This is a genomic window from Brachybacterium subflavum (genome assembly GCF_009299795.1).
GTDB lineage: Bacteria > Actinomycetota > Actinomycetes > Actinomycetales > Dermabacteraceae > Brachybacterium > Brachybacterium subflavum.
This window is the reverse complement of record NZ_VIGP01000001.1, coordinates 99,084-122,645: the sequence shown is the minus strand read 5'-3', so window position 1 is coordinate 122,645 and position 23,562 is coordinate 99,084. Positions and strand designations below refer to the sequence as shown.

Sequence of the window (23,562 nt, the reverse complement as noted above, 5' to 3'; positions counted from 1 at the left end):
GGGACACCCGAGGCCGACGAATCACCCGATCTCTGCACCGGGCACAACCCCGCACCCCTCACTCACCTGCGTTCGAACTGCACCCCTGCCGAGATTCTCGGGAACTCCCCCGCACCGGGAGCAGCAAAGGTAGGTTCTTACGGGTGCGGGCCTGACCCTGAGCATCTCTCAGCGATCGATCCACGACGCGGACCCCACCCCGCGCACGGCCCCATCCCGCGAAGGAGCAGGACGTGACCCGATCCCCTGACCACTCCACCCCCTCGATCCGTCGACGCACGGTGCTCACCGGCACCGCCGCCGCGGGCGCCGTCTCCGGCGCCGCCGCCTTCACGAACCCTCCGTCGGCCCGAGCGGACACGGTGCGCGAGCCTCCGGAGTCCGGACTGGCGGACCTGATCCTCGACCAGGTCGGGCGGATCACCCCTGCCTTCTCCCCGGATGTCCACCACTACACGGCCACGGCGTACCGCAGCCTCGAGACCCTCACGATCCGCCCCATCACCCGCGGGGGCGCGAAGGCCACGGTCAACGGCGCAGCCCCCGACCCGGATCAGCACGACCGCGTGAGCGTCCCGCTCTCCACGGGGAAGAACCGCATCCGGATCACGGTCACCGCAGGGAGGACGACCCAGCACTTCACCGTGGTCGTGACCCGACGCGACACCGACCACCGCGGGCGCGAGCTCGTCACCGGCGTCACCGCCACCTCACCGGTCGGCGAGACGGAGGACCACCCTCTCTCCGCGATCTGCGACGGCGACCGCGGCACGTCCTGGCATCCCGCGGGGCCGCTCGTCGCCGGGGACAGCGACGAGAAGGGCGTCACCTCCTTCACGCTGGACCTCGGCACGGTGAGGTGCGTCGGCCGGATCGCGGGCCATGTCCGCACCCCCGAGAAGACGTGGTACCCCGACGAGTGGAAGACCTATGTCGCGATCGACGTCTCGGTCGACGGCGAGGACTTCACGCGAGCCGCCGAGCACGCGACACTGCGCCAGGACCAGGACATCCTGTACTGGGAGCTCAGCGACTACTACGACTCCCGCTACATCCGCATCACCCTGCTCGCCATGGACGAGGACCTCGACGACGACTTCGGCGTCGAGGAGATGCAGGTCTTCGCCCTGCCCCGCGGCACACGTCCTCCCGCCCGTCGCCGCGCCCCGGCGGACGGCACGCAGGACCATGCCTTCGTGCCGCGCGGCACGCACGTGACCCGAGCCCAGGAGCTCGCCCGGCACCACGGGATCGTCGTCGGCATGTGGTCCCCGTCCGACGGCTACGCCGCGGGGTCCCTGGACCCCGGGGAGTACGACGACCTCGCGCAGCCCACCGCGCAGTTCTACGATCCGCCGTTCCGCAACCTGGACTTCTTCGCCTCCCACCCGAAGGCCACCTGGGGGATCGCGAAGGCGCCCGGCGGGAGCAACGGCGTCGAGGAGGCCGGAGACCCGCATGAGTACCTCCCCGAGGCGCTGGAGCCCTATGCCTCGCGATTCATCGACGCCCAGTACGGCGACGAGGGCGGCTACTCGAGCTCCGAGGTGGACGCCTTCGCCCGCTGGTACGCGTTCTCCCGCGACGCCTATCCGCAAGCGATCACCCACGCCAACCAGTACGACGGCTCCGCCTGGAACGAGCTGGAGAACATGCGCCACTACGTGCGCACCGCGCAGCCCGACCTGCTGAGCTTCGACCGCTACTACTGGCAGGGCGGCGGCGCGTTCGGGAGCGGCGGGCCCGAAGCGCATGAGGCAGTGCGCTCCATCCTCTCCACGGGCATCTGGCAGACCCAGCGCCAGGCCGCCCTCGAGGGCCTGACCGGTGACGGCAGCGAGCCGATCCTGTTCGGCCAGTACCTCGACACCTTCGACCACAACGGCTCACAGTCCCAGAAGTCCCTGGTCACCAGCCTCTCCCTGGCGAGCGGGATGAAGTGGCTGTCGCTGTTCCGGATGGAGATCAACCGCTTCGACGGCAGTCCCCTGTTCGACGTCGACGGCGCCCCGCTGCGCTCCTACTGGGAGATGGCCGAGATCCTCGCCGGCGTCCGCGGCCTCAGCCCGTTCCTCACCGCGCTGGACCACGACCACCTGGCGATCGCCCCGGGACGGCACCTGGAGGACGAGGCGGAGACCGCAGGGACGGCTCCGACCGGCTTCCGCATGGCGTCGGTCGACGATTCCGCGGACGAGCTCTCCGCGCACGGCATCACGGACGTGCACGCGACGAACGTCGGGACCGCGAACGACGGACTGCCCGGGGACGTCGTGCTCGGGCTGTTCTCACCGCTCGAGGGCCTCACGGCCCATGAGCTCGACAGGGTGTTCACGAGCGCCCCGTCGAGCGCGTTCATGCTGGTCAACGGCCTCATCGCAAATGCGCAGCTGCCGAGCACGATGAAGCGCACCCGCATCGACGACGGCCAGCACTGGCAGACCGCCCAGGAGATCCGCGTGGAGGTGGCGCCGCCGCGGGGTGCTCACCTGCGCCGCATCGATCCGCGCACCGGCCGCTCCTCCCGCGTGCGCCTCGAGCGCGAGCGCCCTTCGCACCACGGGAAGGGCGACGCCGGATCCGCGCACGCCCGGAGCTTCACCACACGGATCGGAGGCGGGCAGCACGAGCTGTACTTCTGGGCCGCGCGGTGAGGCGGGAGGCGCGGCCCGCGCTCACCCCAGGATCGAGTTCAGATCCTCGACCTCGGCCGTCGTCAGCTGCAGGGACGGCGCCTGCGCCGAGTCGATGATCGAGGCGGGGCGGGCCGCGCCGGGGATCGGCACCACGTGCGGACCCAGGCTCAGCTCCCAGGCGAGGACCACCCGCTGCGGGCTCACCCCGTGCGCCGCGGCCGCACGCGCGATCTGCGGGAACCTCTCGCCCACGGCCGCCGCGCCGCCGCCGGCACCGCCCAGCGGACCCCAGGGCACGAACGCGGCACCGATCTCGCGGGAATGGCGCAGCTCGCCGAGGCTCGTGTGGAAGAAGGTCGGGCTGAACTGGTTCTGCACCGCCGCGAGGCGGCCTTCGCCGAGCACCTCGAGCGCCACGTCGATCTCCTCGACGTTCGCGTTGGAGATGCCGACCTCGCGGATCAGCCCCTCCTGCTGCAGGGTCGCGAGGGCCTCGACGCCCTCCGCGTAGCGGATGGAGCGGTCGGGCCGGTGCCAGTAGTAGAGGTCCACCGAGTCCTGGCCGAGGTTCGTCAGCGTCTTCTCGAGGGCCGAGCGCAGATAGGCGAGCGAGCCGTCCCTGCCCTTGGACTCCTCCTCGCCATCCTTGCCCGGGCCGCGCACGATGCCGCCCTTGGAGGCGATCACGACCCGGCTCGCGTCGCCGGACCAGGTGCGCACGCCCTCGGCGACGAGCTTCTCGTTGTGCCCCATCGTGTCCCAGCTGGGGGCGTACATGTCCGCGGTGTCGATGAGCGTGATCCCGGCGTCGAGCGCCGCATGGATCGTCGCGATCGCCTCGTCATGGGTGGGCGGGTTCTGGCGGCCGTAGGACAGGGGCATCGCCCCGTACCCGAGGGCCGAGACGGAGAGGGAGCCGATGCGGCGCGTGATCGCTGTCATACCTGAAGGGTAACGCCGCAGGTGAGAGCGCGGTCGAGGCGTCCATCTGACGAACCCCGGCCACCCCGCGGAACTTTTCGCAACACAGGGCTTGCGAAACCCGAGACGGCGCGGATAACGTAGTGCTCGCACCGAACGGAGCGTGTCGCAGTCGCTCCACAGGTGCCACGGATGTCGCTGACGCGGTGGGAACCCGCCAGCAGTCGCGACCTTCACGCGCCGTCGATCGGAACATGGGGCGAACAAGTTCCGATCGGCGGCGCGTTCCGTCTTCTCGGTGGGTCGCGGCGCTGCCGCCTCAGCCCTCGCGGCGGCGCGTGGACTCGCGCTCGAGGATCCGCGGGTGCAGCAGGATCGTGGAGGGGTCCTCCCCCGGCTCCTGCATGCGCTGGCCGAGCAGGCGCGCGGCCGTGCGGCCCGTCGCGCGGATGGGCTGCTGGACCACGGACACGGAGGGCGTGACCAGGCGGGTCCAGAGGTCGTCGTCGGTGGCGAGCAGGCCCGGCGCGGTCCCTAGCCCGCGCATCGCCTCGAAGGCACCGGCCGACATGCGATTGTTCGTCGCGTAGACGGCGTCGGCCCATTCCTCGGCGAGCACGGCCGCCATGGCCTCGCGGCCCGAGTCCAGATGCAGATCCCCGCGGGTCACGCGCGGCGCCTCGAGGCCGCCGTCGGCTCCTCCCACCCGCGACCACTCGGCCAGGAAGCCGCGCACGCGGTCCTCGGTCGAGGTGAGGCCCTCGGGTCCGGCGAGGACGACGGGCCGGCGGAATCCCTGCTCGGCCAGGTGCTGGGCGCCGCGGCGGCCGGCATCGAGGTTGTCGGTGACCACGAGGTCGACGTCGGCCCCGTGGACGCGGCGGTCCACCAGCACGAGGGGCGTCCCGGCCGCGAGCAGGGGCGTCACGTCCGAGAGGTTCTCGTCGACCACAGTGAGGATGACCCCGGCGACCTGTCTGCTGACCAGCTGCGGGAACACCTCGCGCTCGCGCTCCAGGTCGTCCTCGGTGTGGGCGACCATCACCGAGTAGCCCTGGCCGCGCGCCATCCGCTCGACCTCGCTGATCACCCGCGTGAAGTAGGGGTTCTCGGCGTCGGGCGTGACGACGGCGACCTGGGCCGAGGCGCCGCTGCGCAGGGAGCGGCCCGCGGCGTTGGGCACGTAGCCGGTGGAGCGCACGGCCGATCGCACCCGCCGGCTGAGCTCCTTGTCGACGTTCTGCGCGCCGTTCACGACGCGCGAGACCGTGGCCGTCGAGACCCCGGCCGCGCTCGCGACATCCAGGATCGTCGGTCGGCGCACGTTCATCGCGGGGCTCTTCTCGGGTCGGGTCGGCGGGCGGCGGAGCCGGTCAGCTCTGGAGGACGGTGGCGTCGCCGCAGAGGTGGACCTGCACGCCGAGGCGGTCGAACATGGCGGCCTTCGCGGTCAGCGCCCGGTCCGCCGCAGCGGCGCTGTCAGCGTAGACCAGCTGGGCGTGATTGGCCTTGTGGCGTGCCATGAACTGGTCGCGGGAGACGCCGTCCAGGACCACGCTCGCGATCGGCCACTCGGGGTTCGTCGACTCCTTGCGGCGCGTGACCTCGGCCTCCGGCAGCTCCACGACCCGGCCGCGGCCCACGTCCGCGTGCAGCCCGCCGTCCTCGATGTACACGCGGGACCACACGATCTCCCCGGGCCGCGAGACCCCGTTGATCGTGGACCCGCCCGCGGGGAAGAACGTCGGCCCCTGCCGCCATCCCTCCGCGCCCGCGTACCCGCCGGGCAGGTGGCTGGGCGGCACCGAGCCGGAGATCTCGTAGACCCACACGTACTGCCCGTCGAAGTCCTCTCCCCAGCGCACGTCGTGCAGGGTGGTCGCCGGGTCCATGCCCATCGCCGACCACACCCGGTTCGTGATCAGCGCATCGACCGCGACGCCCTCGTCGACCTCGTTGAAGTTCGGCAGGGCCTTGCCCTCCCACAGCACCCGCTTCCCGTCGCGGCTGGTCACCTCCGGACGCTCGAGGTTGTTCAGCAGCCCCTCGACGAGGTCCGAGGCCGGGCACACGTCCTTGAGTCCCTGCTGGTACTGGATGCCCACCGCGTCCAGACCGAAGTCGTCGCTGATGCGCAGGGCGGCGATGTACATCTTGTACTGCCAGCGCAGCTGGTTCTCCGTGAGCTCCGTCGCCTCATCCGTGCCCAGGCGGAACGTCATCCCCGCCTCGGTGAGCCAGCGGCCCACCGCATCGGCCTCCTCGTCGGGGACCGTCTGCATCTCCGCCCACAGGGCCGACTGCGAGAGCCGCTCTTTATAGATCCCCAGCGGGTTCAGCAGCTCGTCGTCGATGATCGCGTTGTACATCCCCATGCAGCCCTCATCGAAGATCCCGATGATGGCCTTGTCCTCGATCAGCTGCTCCGCGAGCGCCACCCCGAGCCGCGACTCCGGGGTGTCCGCGAGGGCGGGAAGCTCCTTCACGTGCGAGGCATCGTGCTCGAGGGTCCCGGTGCGGGCCCACGTCGCGATGCCCTCGCGGAACCAGTCGTCGCTCCCGTCGACCGTCCAGATGCTCGAGTACTCCCGACCCATCTTCGTCAGCCCGCCGTTGAGGTTCAGCAGCCCCACCAGACCGGGCCACTCCGGCGCGAAGTTCGCGACCGTCAGCACCGGCCCCTGGTGAGTGCGCAGGCCCGCGAGCACGTGATGGCTGTACTGCCAGTTCGCCGTCGCCACCACCAGCGGAGCATCCACCGGGATCGACCGGAACACCTCCATGCCCATCCGCTGCGAACGGATGAAACCGTGCCCGAGGGCCGGATCCGCCTGGAACGCACGGCGCACTCCCACGCCCGCCACCTCGAACGCCTCCGTGACCTGCCGCTCGAGCTCCTGCTGCGCGCCCCACGACTCGGTGTTCGCGCTCTCGCGCAGGTCACCGCTCGGGATCAGCCACACCTCCCCCTCGGCGGCCGACGGGCGCTGCGCGCGCTCGGGCAGGGCGTAGGTGCGGGACTCGGTGGGGTCTGCGGTGGCAGTCATCTGAGGACTCCTTCGGGAGTGGAGGGTGCCGGGGTGCGTTCGGGGCAGGGTGCGGAGGTGCGTGCGGGGCGGTGCCGGCGTGCTCAGTCCTGCGGGTCGCGCGGAGGGGTGGCGCCGATGTCGGGCACGGGGCCGGAGGCCAGGTGCACCTCCATGGCGTCGAAGTCGGGAGCCGGCGGACGGTGCGTCGTCGGCCGGTCCAGGTAGAACAGGGCCGTGGAGGCGATGTCGTCGCGCAGCGGCAGGTAGCGCCAGCCGGAGCGCCACCCGAGGGCCTGGATGTCGACCTTGGGCAGGCCCGTCGCGAAGTGGATCGGGTCGGCGACGTGCCAGCGGTACATCCCGAAGCGCTGCTGGGAGGAGTAGAGGCCGTCGGGCCGGATGATCTGCGGCATGCCCAGATAGGGCGTCGAGAACGCGGTGTACCCCTGGCCGGGGATGTCGAAGTTCCAGGCCCCGCCGAAGTAGTCCTCGGTGCCGGTGCCGCAGATGGTGGGGTGCTCGGTGTCGTCGTCCATGTAGAACTTGATCTCGCCCTCGCCCCACCAGCCGTTGGAGTTCACGCCCCAGGCGATGTAGGTGCCCACGTACTGCCCCTGCCCCTCGATGCCCTCGAGGAGCACGTGCGGGGTGCGGTCCGCCAGCGGGTTCGAGCGCCGCCACTGGGCGTGGAAGTAGGCGTCCTCGCTGTGGTCGCCGCCCACCTCATAGGTCACCTGGTAGTAGACGCGGGCGTCGACCCCGGAGGTGTTCTCGATGGTCAGACGCGCGCCGTCGCGGAAGGGCATCGGCCAGTAGGAGTTGAAGCCGCCGTGGGGGTTCGCGGCGATCATCTGGGAGTCGACCTGCGCGAAGCTGCTCCAGCCGCTGCAGAAGAAGTCGCCGTAGGGGACCTCGACGGCGGGCTCGTCGGATCCGTCCCAGTAGGCGCGCAGCACGAGCGTGCGCCAGTTGTCCGTGTGCGTGGTGATCCAGATGTGGGTGATGACGCCGGCGCCGTCGATGTCCGCGAGGTCGAAGGTCTCCCCCGCCCTCACGTCGACGCTCGGCGAGACCTTCCAGCCCACACCGAGGTCGCGGGCGCTGGCCGCACCGGTCCCCTCGGTCGCTCGGGCGCCGCCGCCGGGGGCCCCGTCGAAGTTCTCCGGGCTGATGGAGCGGGTGAGCACGGGACGCAGGCGTGCGAGCCCCGACGATGCGGAGGCGGCGGGCGCGGCGGGCGTCGTGGGAGGCGCAGCGGGGGAAGCACCAGCGAGGTCGTACACGGGGTCACTCCTTCGTGAGCCGGGGGTCGACGGCCTCGCGAGCGCTCGGGCCCTCGTGACCGCACGGCGGTGCGGACGGTGCGGGCCGACGCCTGGAGCCGTCGAGCGAAAAACGTTTACTCGGACTGTACGGAGGTGCGCCCGGCAGGTCAAGGCGCCGACGCGATCCGGATTCGCCGAGGATCCGCAGGAGAACGGTGGCGCGCGTCGGGTACGGCGAACCCGGGACGAAAGGACGGTTGACGCGGCCCGGGCTCATTCGTACGGTGTCCGGTAATCGTTTCCTCACGGAGTCGCTCCCACGGCGCCGGGCCCCTCGAGGCCCTTCGCGCAGTGCAGCAGAAGCATGCAGGTGCCCGGGCATCATCGGTGCCGGGCACCGGCGGCGCTCCGAGGAGCACACGTCGGCGGACCCGTCTCCGCCGCACCATCGACGCGGTTCGAGGAGGAACCCCGTGCCACCTGCTCTTCCCCACCGCCGCTCTTCTCCCCGGCCTCGGCTCGAGCCGCCGCCCACCGGACGCCCGCAGCGATCGGCCGGGCGGATCCCACGGCGCTCGCTGCTGGCGGGAGGCGCCGCCGCGGCAGCGAGCGTGCCGCTGCTCGGCGCGTGCGGCGGCGCTGACGCGGACCGACCGCTGACCTTCTGGAACTTCTACAGCCCGGCGCCCCAGCAGGATCCGAACCTCGTCGCGCAGTCCGACTGGTTCCAGAAGGCGATCGACCGCTGGAACGACGCGGGCGAGCACGAGATCACCTCCGTGTACATGACGAGCGACCAGATGAACCAGCGCATGCCGGTCGCCTTCGCCTCGGGCGACGGCCCGGACATCTTCCTCATCTCCCCCGGCGACTATCTGCGCTACGCCAACGGAGGGGTGCTCGTGGACCTCGCCCCGTACATGGAGGAGGAGGCGATCGCGGACTACTTCCCCGAGGCGCTCACCACGCGGCGCGACGGGGACAGGATCTTCGGACTGCCCATGGAGCAGGAGCCGCTGGCCCTCTTCTACGACCCGGACCTGCTCGAGAAGAACGGGATCTCCGAGGGCGACCTGCCGAAGGACTGGGACGAGCTGCTCGAGCTCGCCGCGTCCCTCAGCACGGGCTCCACGACCGGTCTCGTGCTCGACGTGGACCCCGGCTACTACCAGAACTTCACCTTCTACCCGTGGGTGTGGCAGACCGGCGGGGACGTCATCGACCCGAAGACGCAGAGTCCGGTCTTCGACGCCGACGGTCCCCGCGCCGCGCTCGAGCTCTGGGGCCGCGCCGTCTCCACCGGCGCCACGCCCCGCACCCGCCCCGCCAACGGCGACATCGTCTCGGCCTTCACCTCCGGCTACGCGGCGTTCTGGGAGTCGGGCGTCTGGGAGGTCATGAACCTGACCCAGAACGCACCGGACAAGAGGTTCGGAGTCCTGCCGCTGCCGCCGCCGCCGGGCAAGGAGTCGAGCACGATCCTGGGCGGCTGGGCCTGGTGCGTGAACGCGCGCGGCACCGACCCGGAGGCCGCCGCCCGCTTCGTCGTGCAGACCCTGGGATCCATGGACGAGCAGTCCATCGACCACATCGCCACCTGGAACGGCCCCGCCAAGGGCAACATGCCCGCACGGCGCTCGGTCGACGCGAAGCTGCAGGCCGACGACGCCTACGCGGAGGAGCACCAGAAGATCTTCCACGACGAGATCCTGCCGACCGGACGCGGCGAGCCCCGCTTCCCGCCCGTCGTCTACAAGGCCGTCTCCGACGCCCTGCAGTCCGTCGAGCTGGGAGGCGGGGACCCCGGCGAGGAGTCCGACCGCGCCCAGCAGACCATCGAGAGCTACCTCGAGACCTATGAAGGAGGCAGCCTCGTATGAGTGCCGCCGCAGACGTGAACGCAGCCGCCGGCGCGGGCGCCGACTCCTCCGCCGCGCCGGGCACGGGAGTCGGCGGCAGCGGTCGACGACGCCGTGGCCGCGCCCCCAGCCGCGCGCAGCGGGAGACCCGCGCCGCCCTCTTCTTCCTCGCCCCCGACGCCGTCGGCCTGCTCGTGTTCGTCGCGATCCCGATGGCGCTCTCGGTGGTGCTGGGCTTCTTCTGGATCGACGGGTTCGGGAACTTCGAGTTCATCGGGATCGACAACTACGTCCGCATGGTCAAGGACCCGCAGTTCTGGAACAGCGCCCGCGTGACGCTGCTGTACCTGGTGGTTCTCGTGCCGCTGATCTACGTCGTCGGTCTGGGGCTCGCACTGCTGGTCCAGCAGAAGTTCCCGGCGGTCGGCGTCATCCGCTCCGCGCTGTTCCTGCCGTACGTGATCAGCATCGTCGTGGTCGCGATGGTCTGGCAGTTCATGCTCACCGACCGCACCGGCGTGATCGCCTCGCTGCTCTCGGTCGTCGGCCTCGACGGGATCTCGTTCCTGGGCGACCCGAGGTTCGCCCTGGGCACGGTGATCGCGGTGACCGTATGGCTGCAGATGGGCTACTACATGATCATCTTCCTCGCCGGGCTCCAGGACATCCCCGGCGAGCTCTACGAGGCCGCGCGCATCGACGGCGCGAGCGCCTGGCAGCGCCTCCGGCGCATCACCCTGCCGCTGCTCGCCCCCACGAGCTTCTTCGTGCTGCTGACCTCGATGGTCGCGGTCGTCACGGGCGGGCTGGACATGATCTTCGTGCTCACCAGCGGCGGGCCCGCGAATTCGACATCCCTGCTCATCTTCTATATCTACCAGCAGGCGTTCCTCTTCGGGGATCTGGGATACGCGGCAGCCGTCGGCTCGGTCCTCGTCGCGTTCCTGCTGCTGTTCTCCGGCGCGATGTTCCTGCTGACACGAGGAGGCCGGTTCTCCCATGACGACTGACGCCCGCACCCAGGCCGCCCCCGTCGGCTCTCAGGGCCCGCGCTCGGGACCGCGCCGCGGCTCCCGGAGCAGCCGCCTGCGCTGGCTGCTCTTCGCGATCGGCCTGGTCCTCGCACTCGCGACCGTGTTCCCGCTGCTGTGGATGGTGCTGGGATCCTTCAAGACCGCCGAGGAGGTCAACTCCCCGCAGCTGATCCCCAGCACCTTCACCCTGGACAACTACGTCTACGTGTTCTCGCAGGTGCCGTTCGCGCGCTACCTCTTCAACAGCTTCTTCGTCTCCGCGGCGGTCACGGTGATCGCACTCTGGTTCCATTCGATGGCGGCCTATGCGCTGGCGCGCCTGCGCTTCCCCGGACGCGAGAAGATCTTCCTGGGGATCTTCGCGACGATGCTGGTGAGCGCCCCGGTGACCATCATCCCGACCTTCATCATCGTGCGCACGCTCGGGATGGTGGACAGCTATGCGGGCCTCATCGTCCCCGCGATCTTCAACGCCTTCGGCATCTTCCTGCTGCGCCAGTTCTACGTCTCCCTGCCCGACGAGCTCGAGGAGGCGGCCCTGGTCGACGGGGCGAGCTACTGGAAGATCTACTGGTCGATCGTGCTGCCGCTGTCGCGGCCGATCCTCGCGGCCCTCGCGGTCTTCTTCTTCCTCGCGAACTGGAACTCGTTCGTGTGGCCGATGACTGTGACCTCGGATCCGCACCTGCGCGTGGTCCAGCTGGGGATCCCGAGCTTCCAGCAGCAGTACGCGGCCGACTGGAACTACATCCTGGCCGCCGCGACCGTCGCGGCCCTGCCCACCCTGGGGATCTTCTTCGTCTTCCAGAAGCAGATCGTCGCCTCCATCAAGACCTCCGGCCTGAAGTGAGGGCCCGGGCGGGTGCGTCGCCGCGGCCCCGTCGACGCGCCCGCACGCTGGGTCACGATGAGGAAACGATTACCATCTGATCGCCACATGCGGAGCCACGCCGAACAGGCAGGTCGCCGATTCGCAGCGCACACGGGGAACGGAATCGCACCGCACGGCGCCGCACGCGACTGTTGACCGGACCGACGCCCCTCCCTACACTCAGCGTAAACGATTTCTCCCACCCGGGAGATCGCCGCACGCGCCCGTCGGACCCGATGGAGGGATCCGACATGACGGGCATGGCGGATTCGGGGACACGGTGCAGGGACGCACCGGCACAACGGTGCAGCGACGCACCGGGAGAGAGGCATCCGATGCGCAGAAGGACACTCCTCACCACCGCGGCCGCCGGCGCGGCAGCCGTCTCGCTGGCGGCATGCGGGAGCGGCACGCCCGGCGAGACGGCGAAGGATTCGAGGGCGAAGAACCGCACGAACGTCGAGTTCTGGGGCTCGGTATTCACCACCCCGGAGAACGCCTGGTACAAGAAGGTCGTCGAGGACTTCAACGACGCGCAGGAGGACGTGTTCGTCAACTACCAGGTGATCCCCGCGGACGCCTGGGACCAGAAGCTCAAGGCCGCGCAGGCCGCCGGCAACGCCCCGGACATGTACATCCAGGCGGGCCGCCTGGACACCGGTGCCCGCACGGGGCTCCTCCACCCCCTGGACGATCTCATCGACGCCTCCGTCTTCGACGAGATCACCGACCAGGCCAAGGAGATCTCCCAGTACCAGGGGAAGTGGTACGGCTTCCCGCTGCTGCTCGAGCCGCAGATGACGCTGCTGTGGAACAAGGAGCTCTTCGAGAAGGCCGGCCTGGACCCGGAGAAGCCGCCGACGACCTGGGACGAGATGTACGACGCGTGCGAGAAGATCGCCCCGCTCATGAAGAACGGGCAGTTCTGCGTGGGCACGGCCGCTGACCCGGGCACCTTCGGCTGGACGACGGTCGCCTCGCAGGAGCACGTCGCCGGGCACCTGCCGATCTCCGACGACTGGTCGAAGGCCGACGCGGAGGACCCCAAGTACGAGGACCTGATCGGCTTCTACAAGACCCTGCAGGACAACACGTGGATGCCCCGTCAGCCGCTGGGCGCGGGCAACTCCGCGCAGCCCTTCGGCGAGGGCAAGGTCGCGATGCTCTCGCAGGGCTCCTGGGCGATGTCGGAGATCGCCGCCGACTACCCGGACATGGTCGAGAAGACGGGGATGGCGCCCTGGGTCCAGAACGACGGCGACCTCACGACCTCCATCTCGACGATCGGCAACATGAAGTGGCTGATCGACGCGAAGGCGAAGGAGCCCGAGGCCACGGCCGCGTTCTTCAGCTGGGCGCTCGGCGGGGATCCCGAGGTCCTCAAGCCCTTCTTCGTGGACACCCAGTTCACCAAGGCGCCCGCCCGGCAGAAGGTCACCGACGTGGTCGACGCGGACCCGAAGTCGAAGGACGCGCCGTGGTCCTCGGTGGTCTTCGAGGACATCGTCCCCCACTGCGTCCCGGAGTCGCAGTACCCCTTCGACATCAACGAGGCGATGGGCGATGCGATCCAGGCGGGCATGACCGGCGAGGCCTCGGCGAAGGACGCCCTGAAGAAGGCGAACACCGAGATCCAGAAGGTCATCGACCGCGAGGAGCTCGCGAAGGTGCGCAAGGAGATGGACGAGAAGTGAGCGTCGCCGACGAGACGTCGGCGACCACCCCGACGCCGGAGGCGAAGGACCGTCTGCGGTCCGCGCCTCCGCGCCGGGACTCGCTGATGGCCTACATCATGCTGGCGCCGGTGCTGGTGCTGCTGTCGGTCTTCGTGCTGTGGCCCGCGATCCAGGCCGTCTACCTGAGCTTCTTCGACTGGAGCTTCTACACGCCCTCCCAGTTCGTGGCGTGGAAGAACTATGCGAACGTGCTCGGCGACGACCGGTTCTGGCAGGCGATCCTGCGGGGCCTCGAGTTCGTGCTGATGACGGTGCCCGCCTCGCTCGTGCTCTCGTTCCTCATCGCCTCGCTCGCCGTCTCGGTCTCCCAGAAGGTCTCCACCCTCCTGAAGATCAGCATCTACATCCCCTCGGTGATCTCCGGCGTGATCGCCTCGATCACCTTCGTGATGATCTACGACTACTCCGGCGGCATCCTCAACGCGATCATCAACCTCGTGGGCCTGCCGAACCAGGCCTGGCTGGGCGATCCGCGGTGGGCGCTCGGCGCGATCGCGCTGCCGGCCGTCTGGCTGGGACTGGGCATCTCGACGCTGATCATGATCGCGGCGCTGCTCGACGTCCCGCAGAGCTTCTACGAGGCGGCCGAGCTCGAAGGGGCCTCGTGGTGGCAGCGCACCCGGTTCATCACGCTCCCGCAGATCAAGAACGTGCTGCTGTTCCTGCTGGTCACGGGGTTCGTGGGCTCGATCCAGCAGTACGAGCTGCCGCTGGTGATGACGGCGGGCGGGCCGCAGCACGCCACCGAGCTGCCGAACCTCTTCATCTTCAACCACTTCCGGCAGGACACCTACGTCGGGTACTCGATCGCGGCGGCGCTGCTGCTGTTCGTGGTGCTCGGGTCGATCTCCTCGATCATCTTCCGGATCGTGAACTCCGAGAAGCTGGTGGACTGACATGGCGATCGCACCGACCATCCCGGCCGTCGAGCCCGATGCCCCGACCCGCGTCCCGACGCGCAGCAGGCACCGCCGCAGGCTCACCCCCGCGCGCGCCGGGATCCTGGCCCTGAAGTTCGTCGCGGGCGCGATCATCGTCGGCCTCGCGCTGTTCCCGCTCGCGTGGATGGTGATCTCCGGGTTCAAGCTGCGCACCGAGGTGGTGCGCACTCCCTTCCAGTTCTTCCCGGACGTCTGGGAGGTGCAGAACTACGTCCAGATCCTCAGCGACCCGTCGTTCGTGCGGACGCTGGCGATCACGGGGCTCGGCGCGGTCATCTTCACGACCGGCTCGATCATGATCAACTCCATGGCCGCCTACGCCTTCGCACGCCTGGAGTTCGTGGGCAAGCGGATCGTGTGGCCGCTGGTGCTGATGACCATGTTCATCCCCGGCATGACGATCCTGCTCACGAGCTTCATCGTGGTCACCAAGCTGTATATGCTCGACACCCTCGCGGTGCTGATCCTGCCGGGACTGGCCTCCGCCGGGCACGTGTTCTTCGTGCGCCAGTTCTACCTGAACATCCCCTCGAGCCTCGAGGAGGCGGCGCGCGTGGACGGCTGCGGGCGCTGGGGCGTGTACTTCCGCGTGTTCCTGCCGCTGTCGAAGGCGCCGTTCGTGGTGGTGGGCATCGGCTCCTTCATGGCCTACTGGAACAGCTTCGTGTGGCCGGTCCTGACCATCACGAACCCCGACCTGTTCCAGGTCCAGCAGTACCTCGCGAACTTCCGCGGCGAGCGCTCGAGCGAGCTCGGCCTGCTGATGGCCGGCTCCGCGCTCGCGGCCGCGCCGATCATCATCCTGTTCCTGGTCTTCCAGCGCCAGATCATCGCGAACATCAAGATGGCCGGGCTGAAGTGATGCGGGGTCCGGCGGGCGGGCGCCGGGGCGGGCCGACGCGTGCGAGCCGAGCCGACGGGCGGGCGCCGGGCCGGCCGGCTAGGCCCTGATCCCCAGCGGCCGGATCGTGAGCCCGCCCCTCCCCCAGCCCCCGCCGGTGACCCATAGACGTGAGGGGTCGTCGGGGTCGACGACGATCTCGGCGCAGTGCTCGTCGAGATCGACCTCGAGCCGGCCGGCGTCCTCGAAGTGCTCGGGGTCGCGCGAGAAGTAGGCGAGGGTGCGGTCGTACTCCCCCGATTCGCAGACGAACAGGATCCATCCCACTGGCCCGTCGGCCGCGGAGCCGTCGACCGTCCCCGGGTCGTCGCGGGTGCCGATCAGCCCGTCGGCGGGATCGACGCCGATGGTTCCGCCGGGCATCACAGGCACCACGAAGGGCGACTCCGTGGGACCGCCGACGGTGCCCTGCTGCGTCGACCGATAGGCGACGGACGGCTCCGCCCAGGTGATGAGATCAGTGCTCTCGCGCACGGAGACCTCGTGGAAGCCGCCCTCGGGACGGGAGGTGCGGGTGCAGTACATGAGCCAGCGATCGCCGTCGCGCAGCACCATCGGGTCGCGGGCGTCGAAGCCGTCCTCGCAGAGCGGGCCTCCGGGGTGGTGCTCCCAGGTGAACAGGTCGCTGCTGGTGGCGAGCTCGATGCGGTAGCGGGTGTGGTCGGCCGTGCCCCCGCAGTAGAACATCCAGCACCGGCCGTCGTGGCGGATCACGTGCGGCGCCCAGACATGGGTCTCCCCGATATCCGTGCGGGCGTGGAGCACGGGGTCGTGGATGCTCCAGAGCGGATCCTCGAGCGAGAGGGTCGTGGCATGCAGGAAGAAGGTCTCGTCCAGCGGCGCGGCGGGCTCGGGGTGCCAGATGCCGAAGGCGTGCCAGGTGCCGTGCGCATCGCGCACGAGCGTGTGGTCGTTGATGTACCAGGGCGCGCCCGGCCCCGGCGAGGCGTCGAGCAGGCGGCGCTTGGGGCCGGGCACGAGGCGCACGGGCAGGTCGACGGCGGGCGGGTCGACGGCGGACACATCGGGGGCGGGCGAGTCAGTGGCCGCGCCCCGGGGGTCCCGCGGCTCAGGTGACATCGAGGCCGTCCCAGGTCGGGGCCTGCCAGTGCGGGTCCTCGGCGAAGGGCGCGTGCGGCTCGCCCTGGTACCAGAAGGCCGTGGTGGCGACGTCCTCGCGCAGCGGCCGGTAGCGGACCTTCCCGTCGACGGGCCGGGCGAAGCCGAGCGCCTGGACGGTGACGCGCAGGCGCTCGCGGAAGCGGATCGGGTCGGGCACGTGCCAGCGGTACATCCCGAAGCGGGTGAGGGAGTCGCCGAAGCCGTCGGGCCGGATCACCTGCGGCATGCCGAGATAGGGCGTCGAGTACTCGGCGTAGGCGCCCGCGGGGTGCTCGAAGGCCCACGCGCCGCCCACGTAGTCCTCGGTGCCGGTGCCGCAGACCGTCGGGAAGATCGTCGGCGGCTCGATGCCCTCCCCGCCCTCGCCGGGCGCCGCGCCCTCGAGGTCCTCGTCGATGTACATCTTCACCTCGCCCTCGCCCCACCAGGCGGTGCGGTGGGTCTCCCAGGCGAAGTAGGTGCCCACGAAGTGACCGGCCCCGCGCACGCCGTCGAGGATGACGTGCGGTGCCTGGTCATCCACGGGATCGGAGCGCCGCCACTGCGCGTGCAGGCGCAGATCGCGTCCGGTGACATCCTCGAAGGAGCCGGTGACCTGGTAGAAGAAGCCCTCGACCGGCTCGGTGGAGAGGTTCTCGATCTCCATCCGCGCGCGGCGGGCGAAGGGCATCGGCCAGTAGCAGTTCAGTCCGCCCGCGGGCGCGACGGTCACCATCTGCGAGGTGACCGGCGCGTACCGGGCCCAGCCCTGGCAGAAGAAGTCGCCGAGAGGGACCTCGACCGACGGGTCCTCCTCGTCGTCCCAGAACATGCGCAGAACGAGGGAGCGCAGGTGCTCGGGCAGGACGGTGATCCAGATGTGCTGGATGATCCCGGGCCCCTCGACGTCGACGAAGGAGCGCCGGCTGCGGCCGGGCAGGTCGATGCACGGGGACTTCTTCCATCCCACCGGCAGCTCGCGCGAGGCCCACGCGGTCTCGTGCTCACCGCGCTCGGCCCGGCCGCCCCGGCCCGGGGCACCGGTGGGGTTCTCGGCGCTGATCGAGAAGGTCCGCGCCTCGGAGAGGACGGTGAGATCGGGGGCCGACGGGCCGGTCGAGGGAGGCTTCGGCGGTGGGGTCGCGTGCATCGGCAGCCCGTTCTCCGCGGGCGCGCCCCGACGACGGAGGGGCGGCCCCGCGGCTCGCTAAACGTTTTCGCGGATTCCGGCCACTCTAGAGCGGCGGACGCGGGAAGTAAACGCGATCGGCGCACGCACGGCGAGGTCGCCGCGCCCTCTGCCGCGAAGCGCCCATCGGGCCGGCCCGGTCCTGTCCGCCCTTGCGCACCCTGACCCCGACGTCGGCCGAGTAAACGATTGCCAGCGATGGCCGCGATCGGTACAGTGCGGTGCGCATGCGACGGCGCATGCGCACCGACGAAGGGGTCCCCCGTGCACCACGCACCCGAGAACCGGAACACCGACGACGCCCCGATCCCCCGCTCCTCCGTGCTGCGCGGCGGAGCCCTCGCGATCGGCGCCGGAGCACTCGGCGCCGCGGCCCTCGCGCAGACGGCGGGCGCACCCGCGGCCGATGCCGCGCCCAGGCCCCGGCCGAACCCCGAGTACAAGCGCCCGCGCGTCACCCGCACGGCGACGCTCACCGGCCCCGACATCACCACCGCGTACGGGTTCGAAGCGACCGACCTGGGCGTCCCCTGCCGCACGCCCGACGGCCGCCTGCTCGTGGTCTTCGGCGACACCTTCGAGGGCGCGAAGGTCGGCTCCGGCCGCTGGACCTCCCCCGTCGCCCTCTATGCGAAGGATCGCAGGCGGCCCTCCGTCGGCGGGCTGCAGTGGACGGGCGCAGTGGGCGGCGAGCGCGCCGAGCAGCTCATCGACTACGACCACGGCGGCGAGATCAGCACCTACCTGCCCGGGGACGTGATCACGCTGGGCGACACCATGCACCTGTGGGTGCTCGCGAACGCCGGCTTCGGCAACGTGGTGCGCACCGAGATCTGGACGTCGCAGGACTCCGGCGAGAACTGGGAGCGCGGCGCGAAGATGTTCCCCGGCGACCACCTGGGAGGCCTGTCCCAGCAGGCCACCTGGTGCAAGGACCCCGACAGCGACTGGGTCTACCTGCTGACCACGGGCTTCCAGCGCGACAAGGGCGCGATCCTGCAGCGCGTGAAGAGCTCGAAGATCCTCGAGGCCGACGCCTACGAGACCTACGGGCCGACCGACGAGGCGAAGACGACCTGGGAATGGGGCGCGGACCCGGAGCCCGTGGTCGGCGGCTCCGTGGGCGAGATGTGCCTGCGCGCGGTCGAGGACCGCTTCGTGCTGACCTTCTTCAACGCGGGGCTCTACCGGATCGACCTGCTCGCCGCGTCGTCCGCGACGGGGCTGCGCGAAAGCCCGTTCGCCGAGACCCTGCTGTGGGGCTGCGAGTGGGGCCACGAGGACGACGAGCGCGTGGCCCAGCTCTACGGCGGGTACATCGTCCCCGGGTCCACGCTCGACGACATGCACCTCACCGTCTCCCAGTGGCATACCGGGCCGGACTGGCCGTACCACGTCCAGCAGTTCCGGGTGCAGGGGCTCGCGAAGGCGATCCGCGCACAGAGCTGAGCGCGGGGTGACGAGGCCGAGCGCGGCGCAGCGGCCGAGTCGGCGCGCTACTCCCCCGCGAGGATCCGCTGCACTGCGGGGGCCAGGACGTCGACGATCCGCTCCGGGTCGGCCTCGGCGAGCGTCGGCACGCCGATCACGCGCCGCCCCATGACCACCCCCACGAGCATCGCGGAGACGAGGCCCGCGCGCATCGCGAGCTCGGACTCGTCGCCCGTGGCACGCCCTCTCACCCCCTCCAGCAGCCGCGCCTGGATGAACTCCCGCAGCTGGTCGCGGGCGACGTCATGGACGATCGCGCCGCGCAGCATCGCCATCAGCGGCTCGGAAATCTGCGGGGACCCCTCCCACGCGGCGAGGAAGGAGCGCACCACGCGCTCCCCGAGGCCCGCCTCGGGCCCGTCGAAGGCGGTGGCGAACTGCTCGAGCGCCGCGTCGGGGATCTCCAGGACCGCCGCATAGAGCCGCTCCTTCGTCCCGAAGAACTGCATGACCTGCGAGGGGTCGACGCCCGCATCGGCCGCGATCCGGCGGATGGTGGTCGAGGCGAAGCCGTCGGCCGCGAAGCGGGCGCGCGCCGCCTCGAGCACCTGCTCGCGCGTGCTCGAAGGGCCGGGCCGACGCCCGGGGCGCCCCGTCGGCCGCGCCCTGCCGCTGTCCGTCGTCATCCCCCGAACATATCTCGCGTGACACATCTTTCTCAACGTCTGTTGAGTTACGGGGAGCGCGGGCATACGCCCGCCGCGTCCTCGCACCGGAGCCGGGGACCCGTCGAGAGGAGCCGCCATGAGCGACGTCCAGAAGATCCACACCCCCTCGTCCGCGCTGCCGGCGGGCAGGACCGGCGTGCTCACCCCGTTCGATCCGGGCACCCGCACGCTCGCGGCCGGCTACCGCGCCGCGCCCGGGTTCGCCGAGCTGCCGGTGGACGTGGTCCTCGAGAAGGACACCCCCGTCACACTGCGCGACGGCACCGTCATCCATGTCGACGTGTTCCGTCCGGCGAGCGCGGAGCAGGTGCCGGTGATCGTGGCCTGGAGCCCCTACGGCAAGGGCCAGGGCACCTCTGACAGCGCGCGGGGCGTGTTCGCGATGGTCGGGCTGGACGACGGGATCGTCTCGGGCCTGGAGAAGTTCGAGGGCCCCGATCCGGCGTACTGGTGCGCGCGCGGCTACGCGATCTGCCATCCGGATCCGCGCGGCGTCATCGACTCCGAGGGCGACAGCGTGCTGTGGGACCGCCAGGAGGGCCGTGACTGCTACGACGTGATCGAGTGGCTCGCCGAGCAGCCCTGGTGCACCGGCAGGGTCGGCATGAGCGGCACGTCCTACCTCGCCGTCTCGCAGTGGTTCACCGCCGCCGAGCAGCCCCCGCACCTGGCCGCGATCAACCCCTGGGAGGGCGTGAGCGACGTCTACCGGGATCTGGTCCTGCGCGGCGGCATGCCCGACACCGGCTTCGCCGGCCAGCTGCAGAACGGCAGCTTCTTCGGCAGCTCCCGCAAGGAGGACATCCTCGCCGAGGCCGAGGCGCACCCCCTCATGGACGCGCTGTGGGAGGAGAAGATCCCCGACTTCGAGCGCATCGAGGTGCCCGCCTATGTCGTCGCGAGCTACTCGAACACCCTCCACACCGCCGGCACCTTCCGCGCCTGGCACCGCATGGCCTCGACGCAGAAGTGGCTGCGGATCCACGCCTCCCAGGAGTGGCCCGACTACTACGCGCGCGAGAACGTCGAGGACCTGCGCCGCTTCTTCGACCGCTTCCTGCGCGGCGAGGACAACGACTGGGAGACGACGCCCCGGGTGCGCTACTCGGTGCTCGACCTCGAGGGCGGAGACCGCACCGGCATCCCCGCCGGGTCCTTCCCGCCCGCGCAGAGCACCTCCACCCCCTTCTACCTCGACGCCCGCAGCAGGGTGCTGACCCGGGAGGCCCCCGAGCAGGAGGCGAGCGCCTCCTACGCCGTGGATGCGAACCCCGACCAGGTCTCCTTCCTGCTGCCCTTCGAGGCCGACACCGAGCTCGTCGGGCATCCCGCGGCCCACCTGTTCGTCGAGGCCGACGGGGCCGCGGACATGGACCTGTTCGTGCTGGTCCAGAAGCTCGACGCGCAGGGCACACCGCTCGCGGAGTTCACCGTGCCGAACCGGTCGGCCTTCGTCCAGGACGTCACCGAGCGCGGTGCGAGCATCCTGCGCTACCGCGGGTCCGACGGGCGGCTGCGCGTCTCCCTGCGCTGCGAGGATCCGGAGCTCACGAGCCCGGAGATGCCTGTGCACACCTTCGATCGTCCCGAGCCGCTCTCGGCGGGCGAGGTCGTCGAGGTCGCGATCGACCTGCTGCCGATCGGCCTCTCCTTCCGCGCGGGCGAGCAGCTGCGCCTCGTGATCAGCTCGCGGAACCTGCTGGGCACGATGATGCCGGGCATCCGCGAGTACGTCGGCGCGAACCAGGGCCGCCACGTGATCCACACCGGCGGCGAGCACCCCTCCCACCTGCTGCTGCCGGTGATGGGCGGCTGACCGGGCTCCGGGCGGGCACGCGCGCGGGGCGGTCGAAGGCGGATCGGCCGGCCGGCGCGCGGGGCCGGACGAGAGCGCGCAGGCCGGGCGCGCGCGGAGCCGGCCGAGGATGGGGCGCGTCGCTGCCCTACCTTCGTCGGCGCGCGGCGTCGACGTCGGACTGTCGTCGGGCCGACCACCCGCATGATGGCCTGGTCCCATGGCATCGGAACACCTGAAGAATCTGAAGCACAAGATCGCCGGCGACCACCGCGACCAGCGCGACGCGCTGCGGGAGGCGGGGTTCATCGACGAGGCGGAGGCGTCAGCCTGGGCGGCGGACCTGCTGCGGGACCCGAACGTGCGCGGTGAGTCCGCCGAGGGCGTGCGCAGGATCCGTGCCGCGCGCCCCGACCTCACACTCCGCACCGCACGCTTCATCGGCCAGCAGGTCGACGCGAGGGCCGACCGCAACGACGACTGACAGGTGGCGCGTGACAGGTGGCGGGTCGCGGGTCTGTCTGCCGGACGGATCCTGGCCGGCGGGCGGGGCGGGCTGGCGGCCGGGCGGACGCACCACCCTCGGAGCTTCCCCCTCACTCGTCGGGGCCTGCTGTCGCGGGCGGGCCGATCACCCCGCAGATCTCACGCCGCGCGGCCGGCCCGCCGACCTCACGCCACGCGCGTGCCCTGCACGATCCCGAGCAGGTGATCGAGCACTCCGTCGCCGCTCGCGCGCAGGCCGTTGTGCTGGTACTCGCTGGTGACCCAGCAGGTCGCGCGGGGCAGCAGATCGGCCGTGGCCAGGGAGAACTCGCGGGGCACGTAGGCGTCGTCGAAGTAGACGGCGGCGGCGACCGGGACCTCGGCCGCGCGCAGCGCCTCGGGGTCGTAGAGGGCGGGCCACTGCCGCGCGGCGAGGAGGTCGGCGGCCTGCGCCCAGGGCGCGAGCTCGGGGCCCTCGGCGATCGCCTCGCGGTGCATGTGCTCGCCCGCGAGCAGGGTCGCGTCGGCGCGGACGGCCTCGGGCATGGTGCGCTCGGCCGCCCAGTCCATGGCGACGCCGTCGGCCCAGCAGGACTCGTGGAGGACCGCGTAGATCGGATTGCGGCCGCTGAACGGGAGCGCTGCGGCGAGGTCGTGGCGCAGCACCGGGCTGTCGGGCTCGTTCTCGAGCAGGTAGTGCAGCTTCTCGGAGCCGCCCGAGGCGCCGAGCAGGTGTCCGAGGCGCCGCAGCCGCTCCACGCCCACCAGCTCGCCGTCGCCGAGGACGAGGCGCCCGGCGGCGGCCCGCTCGGCGAGCGCGAGCATGCGGTCGCGGTCCTCCGGGAAGCGCGCGTAGTGGGCCTCGCTGCGCAGGATCATGCCCTGCCAGGTGGTCTCGTAGACGATGTCGAGATCGGGCCCGAGCTTGGGCAGGCCCCCGGTGAACATGGCCGCATCCAGCGATGACGCGTGGGCGCTGAGGTAGCGCAGGGCCGTGAAGCCGCCGAAGGACTGGCCCAGCAGGCTCCAGGTGCGGGCACCGAGGGCCTCACGGACCAGCTCCGCGTCCTCCACGATCGCGTCGGCCCGGAAATGCGCGAGGTAGTCGGCCTGCTGGCTGGGGCTCGCCTCGCGCAGTGTCGCGGGGGCCGACACGTCCGCTCCCGGGGGCGCGACGACGTCGATCGCCCCTGCGGGCAGCGCGGTGTCGAGGCCGACGGGGGTCGAGCGCCCGGTGCCGCGCTGGTCGAGCATGACCACGCGATAGTCCTTCAGCGCGCGGGCGAGCCACGAGGGGTTCGCGGGGTGCGCACTGGGCCGGGGTGCCTCGGAGCCCGGGCCTCCCTGCAGGTAGACGAGGAGGGGCCGGTCCTCGCCGCCGGGGGCGGTGGCGACGCGCGCGAAGACCTCGATGTGCGGGCCCGACGGGTCCGCGTGGTCCAGGGGCGCGCTCACGCGCACGTCGGTGAGCGCGAGGCCCGGCAGGGACCAGGTGGAGAGGGACGGTGCGGCCGGTGCGGGCGCGGCGGGCGGTGTGGGCGCGGCAGGCGCGGAGCTGGAGGGAGTGGGCATGAGATCCAGCGTAGAGGGCCGAAAGCCCCGAGGCCGGGCGAGCATGCGGGCGGGTTCCGGCCGACGG

General features: G+C 70.9%; 18 protein-coding genes. 10 read left to right on the top strand and 8 right to left on the bottom strand.

Going from position 1 to position 23,562, the window contains the following annotated elements; all coding sequences use genetic code 11:
- The first annotated feature begins 233 nt into the window (after positions 1-233).
- Positions 234-2,654 carry a cadherin-like beta sandwich domain-containing protein gene (locus FHG10_RS00530; RefSeq protein WP_152351400.1) on the top strand — a complete coding sequence of 807 codons (2,421 nt, stop codon included), beginning with the start codon at positions 234-236 and terminating at the stop codon, positions 2,652-2,654.
- A gap of 21 nt (positions 2,655-2,675) precedes the next feature.
- On the opposite strand, the gene FHG10_RS00525 is transcribed toward FHG10_RS00530, so the two are convergent.
- The 4 genes from FHG10_RS00525 to FHG10_RS00510 all read right to left on the bottom strand — a co-directional run bounded on the left by FHG10_RS00525 (position 2,676) and on the right by FHG10_RS00510 (position 7,869).
- Positions 2,676-3,578: an aldo/keto reductase gene (locus FHG10_RS00525; RefSeq protein WP_152351399.1), complete on the bottom strand. Its 903-nt coding sequence runs from the start codon at positions 3,576-3,578 to the stop codon at positions 2,676-2,678.
- 298 nt (positions 3,579-3,876) lie between these two features.
- Positions 3,877-4,887 carry a LacI family DNA-binding transcriptional regulator gene (locus tag FHG10_RS00520; protein WP_152351398.1) on the bottom strand — a complete coding sequence of 337 codons (1,011 nt, stop codon included), beginning with the start codon at positions 4,885-4,887 and terminating at the stop codon, positions 3,877-3,879.
- Positions 4,888-4,930: 43 nt separating this feature from the next.
- The gene (locus FHG10_RS00515; RefSeq protein ID WP_152351397.1) at positions 4,931-6,604 is read right to left on the bottom strand and encodes a fucose isomerase; all 1,674 of its coding nucleotides are present in this window, start codon (positions 6,602-6,604) and stop codon (positions 4,931-4,933) included.
- Between the two features lie 83 nt (positions 6,605-6,687).
- Positions 6,688-7,869 (bottom strand): glycoside hydrolase family 172 protein, encoded by a 1,182-nt coding sequence (locus FHG10_RS00510; RefSeq protein ID WP_152351396.1) that lies wholly within the window; start codon positions 7,867-7,869, stop codon positions 6,688-6,690.
- Positions 7,870-8,324: 455 nt separating this feature from the next.
- Between FHG10_RS00510 and FHG10_RS00505 the strand changes: the two genes are divergently transcribed.
- The 6 genes from FHG10_RS00505 to FHG10_RS00480 all read left to right on the top strand — a co-directional run bounded on the left by FHG10_RS00505 (position 8,325) and on the right by FHG10_RS00480 (position 15,154).
- Positions 8,325-9,731 carry an ABC transporter substrate-binding protein gene (locus FHG10_RS00505; RefSeq protein ID WP_193636140.1) on the top strand — a complete coding sequence of 469 codons (1,407 nt, stop codon included), beginning with the start codon at positions 8,325-8,327 and terminating at the stop codon, positions 9,729-9,731.
- Complete coding sequence (locus FHG10_RS00500) at positions 9,728-10,720, top strand: carbohydrate ABC transporter permease (protein ID WP_152351394.1); 993 nt, start codon at positions 9,728-9,730, stop codon at positions 10,718-10,720. Before FHG10_RS00505 ends, FHG10_RS00500 begins: the two co-directional genes overlap by 4 nt.
- Positions 10,710-11,594 carry a carbohydrate ABC transporter permease gene (locus tag FHG10_RS00495; protein WP_152351393.1) on the top strand — a complete coding sequence of 295 codons (885 nt, stop codon included), beginning with the start codon at positions 10,710-10,712 and terminating at the stop codon, positions 11,592-11,594. Before FHG10_RS00500 ends, FHG10_RS00495 begins: the two co-directional genes overlap by 11 nt.
- 356 nt (positions 11,595-11,950) lie before the next feature.
- Entirely contained in the window at positions 11,951-13,309 is a 1,359-nt protein-coding gene (locus FHG10_RS00490) for an ABC transporter substrate-binding protein (RefSeq protein ID WP_193636139.1), read from the top strand.
- Positions 13,306-14,247: a carbohydrate ABC transporter permease gene (locus tag FHG10_RS00485; protein WP_227487936.1), complete on the top strand. Its 942-nt coding sequence runs from the start codon at positions 13,306-13,308 to the stop codon at positions 14,245-14,247. The genes FHG10_RS00490 and FHG10_RS00485 overlap by 4 nt, the downstream gene beginning before the upstream one ends.
- Before the next feature lies 1 nt (position 14,248).
- Positions 14,249-15,154 (top strand): carbohydrate ABC transporter permease, encoded by a 906-nt coding sequence (locus FHG10_RS00480; RefSeq protein WP_152351391.1) that lies wholly within the window; start codon positions 14,249-14,251, stop codon positions 15,152-15,154.
- A gap of 78 nt (positions 15,155-15,232) precedes the next feature.
- Here FHG10_RS00480 and FHG10_RS00475 read toward each other — a convergent pair whose 3' ends face one another.
- Both FHG10_RS00475 and FHG10_RS00470 read right to left on the bottom strand, forming a co-directional pair.
- Positions 15,233-16,273 carry a glycoside hydrolase family protein gene (locus FHG10_RS00475; RefSeq protein ID WP_152351390.1) on the bottom strand — a complete coding sequence of 347 codons (1,041 nt, stop codon included), beginning with the start codon at positions 16,271-16,273 and terminating at the stop codon, positions 15,233-15,235.
- Positions 16,263-17,444 carry a glycoside hydrolase family 172 protein gene (locus FHG10_RS00470; protein ID WP_152351389.1) on the bottom strand — a complete coding sequence of 394 codons (1,182 nt, stop codon included), beginning with the start codon at positions 17,442-17,444 and terminating at the stop codon, positions 16,263-16,265. The genes FHG10_RS00475 and FHG10_RS00470 overlap by 11 nt, the downstream gene beginning before the upstream one ends.
- A 303-nt stretch (positions 17,445-17,747) precedes the next feature.
- Here FHG10_RS00470 and FHG10_RS00465 point away from each other — a divergent pair, with 303 nt between their 5' ends.
- Positions 17,748-18,932 (top strand): DUF4185 domain-containing protein, encoded by a 1,185-nt coding sequence (locus FHG10_RS00465; RefSeq protein WP_227487935.1) that lies wholly within the window; start codon positions 17,748-17,750, stop codon positions 18,930-18,932.
- Between the two features lie 47 nt (positions 18,933-18,979).
- Here FHG10_RS00465 and FHG10_RS00460 read toward each other — a convergent pair whose 3' ends face one another.
- Complete coding sequence (locus FHG10_RS00460) at positions 18,980-19,600, bottom strand: TetR/AcrR family transcriptional regulator (RefSeq protein ID WP_152351387.1); 621 nt, start codon at positions 19,598-19,600, stop codon at positions 18,980-18,982.
- 118 nt (positions 19,601-19,718) lie between these two features.
- Between FHG10_RS00460 and FHG10_RS00455 the strand changes: the two genes are divergently transcribed.
- Together FHG10_RS00455 and FHG10_RS00450 are read left to right on the top strand one after the other, a co-directional pair.
- Positions 19,719-21,458: a CocE/NonD family hydrolase gene (locus tag FHG10_RS00455; RefSeq protein WP_152351386.1), complete on the top strand. Its 1,740-nt coding sequence runs from the start codon at positions 19,719-19,721 to the stop codon at positions 21,456-21,458.
- Positions 21,459-21,657: 199 nt separating this feature from the next.
- On the top strand, positions 21,658-21,921 hold the full coding sequence (locus tag FHG10_RS00450; RefSeq protein ID WP_152351385.1) for a hypothetical protein: 264 nt from the start codon (positions 21,658-21,660) through the stop codon (positions 21,919-21,921).
- Positions 21,922-22,109: 188 nt separating this feature from the next.
- On the opposite strand, the gene FHG10_RS00445 is transcribed toward FHG10_RS00450, so the two are convergent.
- Complete coding sequence (locus FHG10_RS00445; RefSeq protein WP_152351384.1) at positions 22,110-23,495, bottom strand: alpha/beta fold hydrolase; 1,386 nt, start codon at positions 23,493-23,495, stop codon at positions 22,110-22,112.
- Positions 23,496-23,562 lie beyond the last annotated feature (67 nt).

What these genes read in the sequence shown, in the direction of transcription:
- FHG10_RS00525 (WP_152351399.1), bottom strand. Translation starts at nt 3,578, where the DNA reads ATGACAGCGATCACGCGCCGCATCGGCTCCCTCTCCGTCTCGGCCCTC.
- FHG10_RS00520 (WP_152351398.1), bottom strand. Translation starts at nt 4,887, where the DNA reads ATGAACGTGCGCCGACCGACGATCCTGGATGTCGCGAGCGCGGCCGGG.
- FHG10_RS00515 (WP_152351397.1), bottom strand. Translation starts at nt 6,604, where the DNA reads ATGACTGCCACCGCAGACCCCACCGAGTCCCGCACCTACGCCCTGCCC.
- FHG10_RS00500 (WP_152351394.1), top strand. Translation starts at nt 9,728, where the DNA reads ATGAGTGCCGCCGCAGACGTGAACGCAGCCGCCGGCGCGGGCGCCGAC.
- FHG10_RS00495 (WP_152351393.1), top strand. Translation starts at nt 10,710, where the DNA reads ATGACGACTGACGCCCGCACCCAGGCCGCCCCCGTCGGCTCTCAGGGC.
- FHG10_RS00490 (WP_193636139.1), top strand. Translation starts at nt 11,951, where the DNA reads ATGCGCAGAAGGACACTCCTCACCACCGCGGCCGCCGGCGCGGCAGCC.
- FHG10_RS00480 (WP_152351391.1), top strand. Translation starts at nt 14,249, where the DNA reads ATGGCGATCGCACCGACCATCCCGGCCGTCGAGCCCGATGCCCCGACC.
- FHG10_RS00475 (WP_152351390.1), bottom strand. Translation starts at nt 16,273, where the DNA reads ATGTCACCTGAGCCGCGGGACCCCCGGGGCGCGGCCACTGACTCGCCC.
- FHG10_RS00470 (WP_152351389.1), bottom strand. Translation starts at nt 17,444, where the DNA reads ATGCACGCGACCCCACCGCCGAAGCCTCCCTCGACCGGCCCGTCGGCC.
- FHG10_RS00460 (WP_152351387.1), bottom strand. Translation starts at nt 19,600, where the DNA reads ATGACGACGGACAGCGGCAGGGCGCGGCCGACGGGGCGCCCCGGGCGT.
- FHG10_RS00455 (WP_152351386.1), top strand. Translation starts at nt 19,719, where the DNA reads ATGAGCGACGTCCAGAAGATCCACACCCCCTCGTCCGCGCTGCCGGCG.
- FHG10_RS00450 (WP_152351385.1), top strand. Translation starts at nt 21,658, where the DNA reads ATGGCATCGGAACACCTGAAGAATCTGAAGCACAAGATCGCCGGCGAC.
- FHG10_RS00445 (WP_152351384.1), bottom strand. Translation starts at nt 23,495, where the DNA reads ATGCCCACTCCCTCCAGCTCCGCGCCTGCCGCGCCCACACCGCCCGCC.